Annotated in this window: 7 protein-coding genes; 1 reads left to right on the forward strand and 6 read right to left on the reverse strand. The window is 63.0% G+C overall.

From position 1 onward, the window contains the following. From SJY33_RS09990 to SJY33_RS10000, 3 genes are all read right to left on the reverse strand, one after another. Complete coding sequence (locus SJY33_RS09990) at positions 1 to 804, reverse strand: class I mannose-6-phosphate isomerase (RefSeq protein ID WP_379922612.1); 804 nt, start codon at positions 802 to 804, stop codon at positions 1 to 3. Beyond that, a complete protein-coding gene (locus SJY33_RS09995; RefSeq protein ID WP_379922613.1) occupies positions 804 to 1,844 on the reverse strand; it encodes a mannose-1-phosphate guanylyltransferase in 1,041 nt (346 codons plus the stop codon). Before SJY33_RS09995 ends, SJY33_RS09990 begins: the two co-directional genes overlap by 1 nt. A gap of 86 nt (positions 1,845 to 1,930) precedes the next feature. Continuing rightward, positions 1,931 to 2,656 (reverse strand): TonB family protein, encoded by a 726-nt coding sequence (locus SJY33_RS10000; protein WP_379922614.1) that lies wholly within the window; start codon positions 2,654 to 2,656, stop codon positions 1,931 to 1,933. A gap of 119 nt (positions 2,657 to 2,775) precedes the next feature. On the opposite strand from SJY33_RS10000, the gene SJY33_RS10005 reads away from it, so the two are divergent. Further along, positions 2,776 to 5,934 (forward strand): ATP-binding protein, encoded by a 3,159-nt coding sequence (locus SJY33_RS10005; protein WP_379922615.1) that lies wholly within the window; start codon positions 2,776 to 2,778, stop codon positions 5,932 to 5,934. A 134-nt stretch (positions 5,935 to 6,068) separates the two neighbouring features. Here SJY33_RS10005 and SJY33_RS10010 read toward each other — a convergent pair whose 3' ends face one another. From SJY33_RS10010 to SJY33_RS10020, 3 genes are all read right to left on the reverse strand, one after another. Beyond that, positions 6,069 to 9,503, reverse strand: a complete 3,435-nt coding sequence (locus tag SJY33_RS10010) for a carboxypeptidase regulatory-like domain-containing protein (RefSeq protein WP_379922616.1) — start codon at positions 9,501 to 9,503, stop codon at positions 6,069 to 6,071. Between the two features lie 263 nt (positions 9,504 to 9,766). Continuing rightward, positions 9,767 to 10,696, reverse strand: a complete 930-nt coding sequence (locus SJY33_RS10015; RefSeq protein WP_379922617.1) for an isopenicillin N synthase family dioxygenase — start codon at positions 10,694 to 10,696, stop codon at positions 9,767 to 9,769. A 55-nt stretch (positions 10,697 to 10,751) separates the two neighbouring features. Continuing rightward, positions 10,752 to 12,233, reverse strand: a complete 1,482-nt coding sequence (locus SJY33_RS10020) for a NupC/NupG family nucleoside CNT transporter (protein ID WP_379922618.1) — start codon at positions 12,231 to 12,233, stop codon at positions 10,752 to 10,754. Positions 12,234 to 12,275 lie beyond the last annotated feature (42 nt).

Here is a 12,275-nt window from a genome sequence, read left to right on the forward strand (position 1 = left end):
CTAGCCAGAATAGGCGCGTGTCAGAAGCGTAACTTCGGCGCGGCTGAAATCCAGGCTGTGCAGTCCGTCTGCCACCAGACATTCGCCCACGCGGGCCTGCGCCGATCCGTCCAGCGCGGCAACTTCGCCCACCAGCGGAAGCGCCAGCAACGCACCGGGATAGGCGGCCTGCGTCACGGCGCCGGGGGCGCCTTCGATCCGATCAAGACGGAAATGCGGCCCATCGACCAAGACCGGCCCATCGGCGACACAGCGATGATGTGCCGCAAGATAGGGCGCGCCATGGGCTACTGCGAGCGCGCGTTCCAGATGCAGGTCGCGCGGACGGCCGTAATCGTACAGCCGGAACGTGGTGTCGCTGGCCTGCTGAACTTCCACCAGACACAGTCCGGGGCCGATCGCATGAACGGTGCCGGCCGGAAGATAAAACAGATCGCCAACCTGCGCCGGGTGCCATGTCAGCAATTGTTCGATCGTACCGTCAAGCGCTGCGGTTTCGATTTCGGCACGTGACACTGATCGATCAAACCCGATGGCAAGCCGGGCATCCGCATCCGCGTCCAGCACCAGCCAGCATTCTTCCTTGCCAGCTTCTCCCGCCAGCGCAGTCTCGTCAGAAGGATGCACCTGCACCGACAATTTTTCCGACGTGAACAGGTATTTCACCAGCACCTGCGGCATTTCGGGCGGAGGTTCGAACCAGATTTCCCCGATCCGTTCGCCGTGCGGGACGATAAAGGGCGCAGGCAGGACATTACGCCCCCACACCTTGTCGACCATGCGCGTGGGAAGCTGGCGCGCCATTACTGATGCACCGCCCCCGGCAGTTTGCCCACGGCCTGCGCACCATCCCGCGTGGTGATCAGCACCTCGTTACCGCATACCACGATGCACACGTCTTGAAGCCCGACGGCTGAAATACGTGGGCCATCGCTCATCACGAAGACGCCGCTGCACTGCGACAGGTCGGCTGTGCCGCACACGACATTGCCCGCGGCATCCGCCTGATCTGCCAAGGCATCGCCAAGCGCCGCCCAGTTCCCGATATCGGACCAGCCCATGCTGGCGGGCACCATCGCGGCGCGGGTGGTGTTTTCCATGACGGCATAGTCGATCGAATCACCGTCAATCGCGATGAAAGGCTGCGCTGCGGGATGAAAGTTCAGGCCATCGGTGATGCCGTCGTTCACCGCTGCGCGCACCAGCCGGGCCATTTCAGGCCGATGCGCGGCGAGTTCTGCCAGCAGTTGCCCGGCGCGGAACGCGAAGATGCCCCCATTCCAGCAATATTCGCCGCTTGCCACATAGGCTTCTGCGCGGGCCAAATCGGGTTTTTCGACGAATTCGCGAATTGCGTAGCCCCCGCTCACCGGCGCGCCGCGGCGCAGATAGCCATACCCTGTTTCGGGTCGTTCGGCCGTGATGCCAAAGCTGACGAGGTAATCCTCACGCGCCAGAGCGGCCGCATCCAGCGCGGCGGCGCGAAACGCCGGGGCATCGGCGATGTGGTGATCGCTGGGGCACACCAGCATTACGGCGTCTTCGGGCAGAAGGGCTGCGGCCAAGGCGATGGCAGGTGCGGTGTTTCTGGCTGCCGGTTCGATCACCAGCCGCGCACCGGGCGCATCGCCCAGTTGCGCGGTGATCAGATCGGCATGCGCCGCGCCTGCGATAACGATCGGCGGAGCAAAGCGATCGTCGCTCGCCACGCGGCGCACCGCCTGTTCGAAAAGCGTTTCCTTGCTCACCAGTGGCAGAAATGGTTTGGGCACCGCCTTGCGGCTGACCGGCCATAGCCGCGCGCCGCTGCCACCGCACAAAATCACCGGGTAAATCGCTGGCACTCAAAAATTCCTTGTTTCCGCCCGACTATAGCAACCCGTTCGGCGGAAACGAGCCTGTTGTGCGGATTATTCGGGCTTGATTGCGACTAGAACCATTGCTGGCGCCAGTAAAAGGGTGCGGGCACCGGATTGCCGCTGCCATCTGTGGCTGGACGAAATCCCAGCCGCGATTCAACCAGTTGGCAGGTGATGCGATCAGCTTCGGGGTCGGGGCTGGGCCGGTAAATGGTGCAATCACGGGCGCGGCCATCAGTGCCGACTGTCACGCGCACGATGACCTGCGTTCCGCGCCGCGCCTCGCGGCCGCCGGATGGCACGGGATAGTCGCGGGCATTGTCGATCCGGCCGCTGATATGCACGGGTTTGGATATTGCCACGCCGCCGCTGCCACTGCCGCGGTTGCCACTGCCTGTGCCAAGTCCGGTGCCCGCCGCGCCCGTACCATCGCCTGCGATCGCTGCACCCGATTCGCTGGCGGTGCCGGTCGATGCTGCCTGCGGGAGCGGCGCATCCTTACGGATCGGCACCCGCGGCGGCGGGCTAGTCACCGGCTGCGCCACCGCCTTGCGGCCGGGTTCACCCTGCGCACCCTCATCCGGTTCGGAGCGATTCTCAGGTGGTGGCGGTTCGGGCTGCGCGACCGGCGGAACGGTGAAGGCCGAAACGACATCGCGTTCAATGCTTGCGGTAAAGTCGGGGGCCAGCGCCCGGGCAAGGCCATACAGCGCGGCCAGATGCAGCAGCACGATCGCGAAAATAAGCGGCCAGCGCAGCCGACCATGGCGCATCTGGTAGCCGGATGAGTTCGACATCGGTGCAGGCACTTCCTTCACTTTGGTCCATTCCGGATGGGGTTGTCACCGCAAGCCGTAAAGCCGCTTTATAGCAAAGACGTAGCAATAGGCGATGGAGCGCCCCGATCGAGCGCGCATTGGATCATGAGCGGCGCGGCGGCCTTGATGGGCCGGACGCCGAAACACAGTCGGTCTGTGAAGATGCGACCGGATCTGGCGCGCCTGTAACCGTTGACAAGGTGGCAGGCCCATCCCCCATGACCGGGCGCGGCATCGGCTCCGGCAGCGACCCGCGCCCGAACGCCGCGCCGCGTTGGATCACATCGGTGCAAACACGCCGACCCATAAGGATCGCGGTGACGGCGAGGAAACGCCTGACACGAACGCTTCGCTGGTTCGGGCTGGGCCGGATCAAGGCGGGACCGATCGACCGCAGAACCCTTGGTATCGCGCTGATCGGCGGCGCGGCCTATCTCGCGCTTGCCTGTCTGGGCCTGCTTCTGGCGGATGAAGGAAAAATCGTCAGTCCCATCTGGCTGCCCAATGCCTGCGCGGTTGCCTTTCTGTTGCGTGTCCGTCTGCGCAGCGAAGTGCCGTTCTTGCTGGCCTGTCTTTCGGCAAGCCTCGCCGCCAATGCCGTGGTTGAGCTGCCTGATCATTTGGCGCTGGCCTTCTCGCTTGGCAATGTTGCTGAAATCATCACGGTACTGATCGTGACCCGCGGTGCTCGCAGGGTGCAGCCTGATATGAGCCGTCTTGCCGATCTGGCGCGTTTTGTGTGGGGCGGCGGGCTTGTCGGCCCGCTGGTGTCAGCCATGGTGACGCTGCCGGTGATGGGTGGCAGCCTAGCCGAAATGCAGGCGGGTGCAGTCCGCTGGTTTCTGACCGACAGCATGGCGATGGTGCTGATTGTGCCGACGGCACTGCTGATTGCAGACCGTATCAAGGGCCGAAGCGCCGGTGCTAAAACCCACCTTGTCGAAGGTGCCGCATTGCTCTGCGGCGGGATGATTTGCGCCTTCCTCGTCTTCAAGCAAACCCATTACCCATTGATGGTCCTCATCCAGCCGATCACGCTGCTCCATGCCTTCCGGCTTGGCAGCCTTGGCACGGCGCTCCATGTCTTGGTCGTGGCGGTTGTGGCGGGTGTCATGACATGGGCAGGAAATGGCCCAATCGCCGCGGCAAGCGGCGGCGCGATCGGGCAATTGCATCTGATGCAGGCGTTCATCGCAGCCAACTTTCTCACCGGCCTTCCGGTTGCCGCGATTCTCGCCGGGCGTGATCGGATGATGACCCGGCTGGAGCAAGGCAAACGCGAAACCGACCTGCTGGCTGAAAACATCAGCGACGCGATCCTTCGCTTCGATCTGACCGGGGTATGCACCTATGCCTCGCCTTCCGTGCGTGAGGTGATGGCCGCCCCGCCGGATACCTTCATCGGTCAGCACTTGGGCGCCAGACTGCATCCCGATGCCCGTGAGCGCATTTTGCAGGCGCTCGGCCGGCTGCGAAGCGGGGATACCGAACGCGAACGTGTCACCTATCGCCGCTTCTCCGATCATGTCGACGGCTCTCCGGTCTTTCTCGAAGCCGATTGCGCGCTGGTTCGCAACGTCGACACAGGCGCACCCGAAGGCGTCGTGGTTGCCGCGCGCGATGTGACCGAGCGGGTGGAGCTGGAACTGCTGCTCACCCGCGCCCGCCGTCATGCCGAACACGCCGCCCGCGCGAAGTCCGACTTTCTCGCCAACATGAGCCATGAAATCCGAACGCCTATGAACGGCGTCCTCGGCTTTGCAGAATTGATGCTGCAAGGCGATCTGACCGACGATCAACGTCGATTTGCCGAAATGATCGTGCAATCGGGACGATCGATGATGATGTTGGTGAATGACGTGCTCGATCTGTCGAAGATCGAAAGCGGTCAGTTCGCAATCGATCAGGCGCCGGTCGATCTGTACGCCAGCCTTGCCGAATGCACCGCGCTGCACCGTCCGGCCGCCACGCGCAAAGGCGTGACGCTTGAACTGGGGTGCCACTGCGGCAACGGGCCGGATTGCCGCTGCGGGCAAAGCGACCCGCCATGGCTGCTGACCGATGGCCTGCGGTTGCGGCAAATTCTTCTCAATCTGATCAGCAACGCGGTCAAATTCACCGAAGCCGGGCATATCGCAGTCACCTATCGCATCGACCAGCACGAGGTACGCGTCACCGTGGCCGACAGCGGGATCGGCATTAGTCCGCTTCAGCTTGAAACGATCTTCCACCCCTTCACCCAAGGCGAGGCGACTACGGCGCGGCGGTTTGGGGGCACTGGCCTCGGCCTGTCGATCAGCCGCCAGCTCGCCGCACTGCTGGGCGGCCGGATCGAGGTGGAAAGCACACCGGGGGTCGGTTCGCGCTTTGCGCTTGTGCTTCCCGCAGTGCTTGCCCCGCCTCTCCCGGAGACACCTCTGCCCGATCAGGCCGGCCCCGACGAACTGCTGCCCCAGGCACTGATGACGTCACGCATCCTGTTGGTGGAAGATCATGACATCAACAGAATGCTTGTGACCGAAATGCTCGAACGCTGCGGGCAAGATGTCGATGTGGCGCATGACGGGAATGAAGGCATTGCAATGGTGATTGATTCGATCATGCGCGGGCGGCCCTATGATCTGGTGCTGATGGATGTGCAGATGCCGGATTGTGACGGCCTGTCGGCCACGCGTGCCATCCGGGGCGAAGGCATTGGCCCCGGCCTGCTGCCCATCATCGCGCTGACCGCCAATGCCTTTCCCGAAGATGTCGCCGCTGCGCGAGCTGCCGGGATGCAGGGCCATCTGGCCAAGCCTGTTGTCTTTGCCCAGCTTGCGCGCGCGCTGCAACGCTGGCTTCCCACCCGTATCATCGAAGCCGACCCGCCCGGTCCGCCGCGCGCCCATGCTGCAGCGCCTGCTTTGCCGCGCACGGCCGCGCCCAATCTTTCGCCGCGCCTTGTTGCGCGCTGGCATGAACGGCGCCGCGAGGCAGTCGAAGCGGTGGAAGCGGCGCTCGCACAAGGCTGGCTCGACTACACCGCACCGGACGGCGCGAACAGGCGTGACGAATTGCGCCGCCTGCTGCACAAGCTCGCCGGTTCGGCGGCAATGTTTGGAGAGCCCGGTCTTGGTGACGCCGCGGCGGTGTTGGAACGGTCGCTGACTTCGGTTGATGGGGGCGCGGCATGGGAAAGCCAAGCGCGAACGCTGCTGCAAGCCGCTTCGTTGAACGCTGATTTGGACACTTGCGAACCGGGTGGCTCGCCCCGCTGACACTCAGCGTCTGCCGATGCGCCACCCAGCCTCCCGCGACGTGACTACCTTCCACTAACCAGCCTGCGCCACAAACACAAACGGCGGAGCCCACAGGCCCCGCCGTTCATGTGTCCGGGATGGACGGTTACAAATTAGAATTCGTAACGTGCGCCCACCTGAATGCGCCATGCCGAGGGGGCACCAGAGATGTTGTTCTGATCGTCCGGCGCAAAGCCGCTAATGATGTAGCGACCCTGAGCGTCGACACCGCCATCCACCACGTCGACGAATTCCGGACGGGTGCGCAGCACGTTCCAGTTGTTGTCGAGCAGGTTGAGGAAGTTCTGGAAGTCGGCGAACAGCGTCACCTTGTCGTTGGTCAGACCGGCCACGTTGGCAATGAACGGCAGTTCCTGGCTGAAGCGCAGGTCCATGTCGAAGAACCAGTCCTGGTTACAGGTGTTGCGCGCGATCGACGCGCCCGGGGTGAACTTGCACCCGCTGGCCGCGACGTAATCGATCAGGTCCGCCACGGCACCCGCGTTCGACGAGGGCGAGACGTTCGGATCGTTCGGGCCGCTCGGCACATAGAGCAGCGCGTTGTCCGAACCCGACGCCGAGTTGTTGAACACCCCGCCGCCGTCGAAGGTCAGGCTGTAGGGCTGACCCGAACGGGCACGGAAGAACACGCCGATGCTGGTGTCGTAACCGTCGATGAACTCTTCACGCAGGTTGAAGTTCACCACGAAGTTGTGGCGGGTTTCGAAGTTTGAGGTCGAAACAGCCGGGTTCTGACGGTCAAACGCCGCGGTGATGTCGTACGACGACGTCGCGGTCGACGAACCATTGTTACGGTTGTTCTCCGAGTCGACGAAGGTGTAGCCGAGGTTGAGGTTGAACGAACCACCCTCGGTCAGCAGACCACCGTCGAACCGCTTCGACACCAGCACCGAAGCCGAGTGGCTTTCGTAGCTCGGACCGTTGGTGAGCTGAATGAAGTCATCCACGCCCGCGCTGCGGCCGTTGGAGGAGTTGCGGAAGCATTCAGCAGTGACCCCGGTGTAGACCGGCGGCGTGCCACCGGTGCCCTGAAGCTGGGCGTTGCAACCCGGGAAGGTGTTGTCGATCGCGGCGTAGATCGGACGACCATCGACCGTGAAGCCGTTGAGACCGCGGGTGATGTTCGGGGTCTGCACCAAGTCGACGAAGTTCAGCGTGTCGTTGAACCGCGAGTAGATGTAGTCGAGGTTCAGCTGCCAGTTGCTGAAGAAGCCAGTCTCGGTCCCGAACTTGGTGCCGAAGCCGATGTTCGCGCGCACCACGGTCGGCACGTCGAAGCTTGGATCGGTCGACTGGGTATCAGCCCGACCGCCCGCCGCCTGAGCAGAACCTGCCGCCGCGGCGCAGGCCGGGAAGCCGGTGAAGTTGCCATTGGCATCAACCACGTTGAACGAACCGTCCGGGTTGGTGAAGCCGTCGCACTGCCCGCTGAATGTGCTGCCTTCACCGGTGGAGAAGCCGTTGTTCGAGAACGCGTTGGAGAAATACACCACCGGGTCACCGCCGGTGAAGATGCCGACACCGCCGGTCAGACGCGATTCCGAGAAGAAGCCCTCGTTATCGAACTCGTAGGTGGCCGACAAGCGCGGCAGGATCACGGTGTCGATCGCGCTGAAGGGCACCCGGTTGGTGAAGCCGAAGCGCGAGGCAAAGGCCGGGTTGGCACGCGGAGCGCCGCCGTCATACAACTGCACGCGGATACCGGCATTGATCGCCAGCTGGTCGGTCGCCTGCCAGTCGTCCTGCACGAAGAACGAGTAGATCTGGCGATTGAACAGCGCGGCCGCTTCGTTGATGTCACCTGACGGCGTAGCATTGATCGTGCCGCCACCAAGGAATTCACCTTCGTCACCAAGGATAAGGTCGTCGGCAAGATCACCGAACACGCTCGAGAAATCGCCACTGGCAACAATGCCATTTTCGAAATCGGCAAGGCTGCGGAAGAACAGCGTGCCCGTGGCGTTGACCGCGAACAGGTTGAACACTTCCAGATCGTTCAGTTCGGCACCGATCTTGAAGAAGTGACCATCGCCGGCATCGACATTCATCACGAAGCGGGCTTGATCGATCTTGGTGTCAAGCTGGTTGGCCGAGCGGAAGATGCCCGGGCCGGTGGTCAGCAGACCGTTCTGAGTGGTTTCACCCGGAACCAGCGGCACGCCGACGGCGAGACGCACGATCGGGTTGTCCGACTGCGCTTCACCGCCACCAAACGGCCCCTGCACGTCGCTCACTTCGGCGCGGCTGAGACGCAGTTCGGTCGAGATCGAGTCGCTCCAGTCCGAATAGAGACGGACCGAGTAGTAATCCGAGATCGTGCCTTCGTCTTCGAAGGAGTTGAGACCGCCGAGGTTCTGGCCGCCGAAGTCGGTTTCGACGTTGGTTTCCTCGAGCCGCTGATACGTCCCTTCAAGGCGGTGACCATCGGCGATCACGGCGTCGAGACGGCCGAAATAGCGCACCGAGGCTTCGGGCAGGGTGGTCGGGTAGCCGCCGGTGTCCTGACCATAGACGTCGCGGGCGATGCGCGCGAATTCGTCGAACTGGTCCTGGGTGACGAAGTTTGCTTCGTTCACGAAGCCGCCGCCGGCCGGGCCGAAGTTGTTGCTGTCGGCCAGATCGGTTTCTTCATAGCCGAACGAGAAGAACAGGCGATCCTTGATGATCGGGCCCGAGAGCGTGGCGCCCCAGCGCTTTTCGGTGCTGCCGCTATCGAGATCGCCGACCATGCCGCCATCGAAATAGGTGATGAAGGCCGAGCCGTGGAACTCGTTGCCGCCCGCCTTGGTGACGACGTTGATGAGACAGCCGGTGAAGTCCGAATATTCCACGTCGAACGGCGCGAATTCGACCGAGGTCTGCTCGATCACGTCGAACGGCAGCGGCAGGGCGTTACGCGCGGCGAACGGCGTGCCGTTGAGGCCGAACACGTCGGCCTGCACGATGCCGTCAACGGTGAACGTGTTCGAACGGTCGTTACCGCCGAGGCACGAGATGCGGTCCACGCCGTCGCCCGAAGTTTCGATCGAAACGCGCGGGTCGAGGCGGATGATGTCGCGGATATCGCGGGTGATCGACGGAAAGCTTTCGAGCTCCTGCAGGCCGAAGGCGGCGCCCGGGCCGACCGCCAGCTGGGTGGCGCCAGCGCGCGCGCCGGTGACCACAATGGTGTTGGCAGCGCCCGAGGTCAGCTCAAAGTTGAAGGCCGTGCGGCCACCGATGCTGGTGAAGACGTCTTCCACAGTCTGGCCTTCGAAGCCGTCAGCTTCAACAGTGACGGTGTAAGGGCCGCCTGCGGGGAGTGACTGCACGCGGAAGGTGCCTTCGGCGCCGGTGGTGGCGGTGGCAACCGCGTTGGTGCGGGTGTTGGTGATGGTGACGGACGCGCCAGCAAGCGGGGTGCCGTCAGTGTCGGTCACTTCACCTTCGATGCCCGTGGTGATCTGCTGCGCAAACGCCGGCGCGGCAATGGTGGTGGTCGCAGCAAGGCTGACGATGCTCGCCGCAAGGAGATACTTAAGCTTCATGGATTGAGGCCCCTGGAACAGTGGAGAGAGTGAAACTGGATTCGGTGTGTGGCCGCGCTAGGCCCGAACGCTTGCGGCAAAGCGACTGTTCTGTGACAGTTTGATGAAACTCTGCGCCGGGTCAGCGGCGATCCCCTAGCGTGCGGCAGCGCGAAAGCCAGCAAAGTGCCGGAAATACGCGGGTTAGACCCACCAGTGTTGCATCGCAGCAACGCTGCCGGGGAATTTCTCGGATCAGGTTTTTGACAGGAAACCCTGGCCCGTCAGGCCAGATTGATCTCGCGCAGACGCTGCATCAGGTAATCATGCGCAGTGATCGGATCGGCCGGCGGATTCGCGGCGTCGGCGTCTATACATTCGGGCAGCGGTTCGATGACAAAGTCCGGCCGGAAGTGGAGGAAGAACGGCATCGAGAACCGTGCCCGGCGCGCCGCATCGCCGCGCGGGTTGACCACCCGGTGCGTGGTCGAACGCAGCTTTCCGTTGGTCTGGCGCTGCAACATGTCACCGACATTGATGACCAGCGCCCCCGGCGGGACATCGACCGCATGCCATTCGCCCGTACGTGTCAGAAGCTCCAGCCCGGCTTCCTCCGCACCCAGAAGCAGCGTGATGGTGTTGATATCCTCATGACCCGCCGCACGGATCGCGCCATCGGGCGCCCCTTCGGCCAGCGGGGGATAATGCAGCAGCCGCATGACCGAGTTACCGTTCGTCACGCTCTCGATGAAGAAATCGCGGCGGCGACCGAGATGGAGCGCAATTGCTTCGAGCACGCGCCCGCCAGCGGTCTCAAACGCTGCGAACAGCGCGCTCATCGTTTCGCGGAAACCTTCAACCTCGGACGGCCACACATTGGGGGCCATGAATTGTTCAAGTGGGTGGCCGGCCGGCAGATCGCGGCCGACGTGCCAGAACTCCTTGAGGTCGAACACCTCGGCATCCTTGGCCTTTTCGGTACCGAACGGGGTGTAGCCGCGCGCGCCGCCGCCGCCTTCTATCTTGTAAGCGCGCTTTGCGGCGTCGGGCAGCGCAAAGAACGCCTTTGAAACCGCCTCGGCCTCGTCGATCAGGTCTTGCGGGATGCCGTGGTCGCGAACCACGGCAAAGCCATATTCGCCAAAGCTGCGCCCCAGTTCATCGGCGATGGTTTCAAGCGGCTGGGCCAGCGATACGGATGCGATATTGCTCATACCCCGGCCTTTACACCGGGGCCGATACGCCTGCCAAGAGGTTAGACCATTATGGCTAAAGCGGCAAAAACAGGCTGGCCAAGGCTGCGCTCATCAGGTTGGCAAGGCTTCCCGCAGCCAGCGCCTTCAAGCCAAGCCGTGCGATCACGGGACGCTGGTTGGGGGCAAGGCCGCCGGTCACGGCCATCTGAATCGCGATCGAGGAGAAGTTGGCAAAGCCGCACAGCGCAAAGGTTACAATCGCGCGGCTGCGTTCGGTCAGTTCGCCGCCTTGCATCTGGCCCAGATCGATAAAGGCGACAAATTCGTTCAGAACGATCTTCGTGCCGAACAAACCGCCGGCGATCTGCGCCTGATTCCAATCCGAAATGCCGATCAGGAACATCACTGGCGCGAACACATAACCCAGAAGCTTCTGAAAGCTCATGCTTTCAAACCATGCCGCCGTTTCCGGGCTGAAAGGCGCCCCGATCCCGCCAGCAAGATCAACGATACCCCCGCCGATCCCGGCCAGCATGCCATTGGCAAGCGCCACCAGTGCGACAAAGACCATCACCATGGCGCCCACCGCAACTGCCAGCTTCACGCCGGTTTGCGTGCCTTGCGCTGCGGCCTCGATGATATTGGCTGGACGCTGACCTTCCTCGAAGGTTTCTGCGGTGCTCACTTCGTCGGTCTTCAGGCCGCCTTCCAGGATTGCTGCCGGACCCACCGCGCTGATGCGCGACTGGGGCAATTCGACCTCCTGGCCGTTCTCGTCATACATGACCACGCGGGTCGCTTCGGTCAGGCCATTGCCGCGCCCGCGCGCACGCGCAACCGCTGCCATGCCGATGCCGGCATTCACATCAAAGGTGTCGGGCGCATCGTCAGGCATCATGATCTTGGCCATCAGAATACCGCCCGGCGCCGACATGAAGGCGGCGGCCAGCAGGAAGGGCACGGCATCTTCACCGATGAAACTTGCATAGGCGGCCAAAATTGTGCCTGCGACACCCGCCATGCCGACCGCCATCAGCGTGAACAGGCCCGAAGGGCTAAGCGCGGCCAGATAGGGGCGCACCACGAGGGGGCTTTCGGACTGCCCCACGAAGATATTGGCCGCAGCGCCCAGCGCTTCGACCTTGCTGATACCGGTAATCCAGCCGATTGCCCCGCCCACCCAGCGCACCAGACGCTGCATGATGCCAAGGTGATAAAGGATCGAAACGATCGCCGCAAAGAACACGATCACGGGCAGCGCAGCAATAACGAAGGTGTTGGCAAAGGGATTGGTTTCCATCGGCCCGAACACGCTGGCAATCCCGACCTTCGAAAAATCGAGCAGCGCGATCACGCCTTGCGACAGTCCGCCGATCACCGCGACACCGGCATCGGTCCGCAACACGATCAGCGCGGTAATCGCTTGAAGCGCAAAAGCCGATCCTACCACCCTGAGGTTGATCCTGCGCCGCGCAGTGGAAAGCGCAAAGGCAATACCAAGAATGGAAAGCACGCCTGCAAGGCTCAGCAGGATGGACGTGATACTCTCGTTCACGGCAGCACATTGCCCTTCTTCATGTGGGAAGCGTTGACCCCT

The sequence above is a fragment of the Erythrobacter sp. R86502 genome (assembly GCF_042466465.1).
In the GTDB taxonomy this organism is placed as follows: Bacteria; Pseudomonadota; Alphaproteobacteria; order Sphingomonadales; family Sphingomonadaceae; genus Erythrobacter.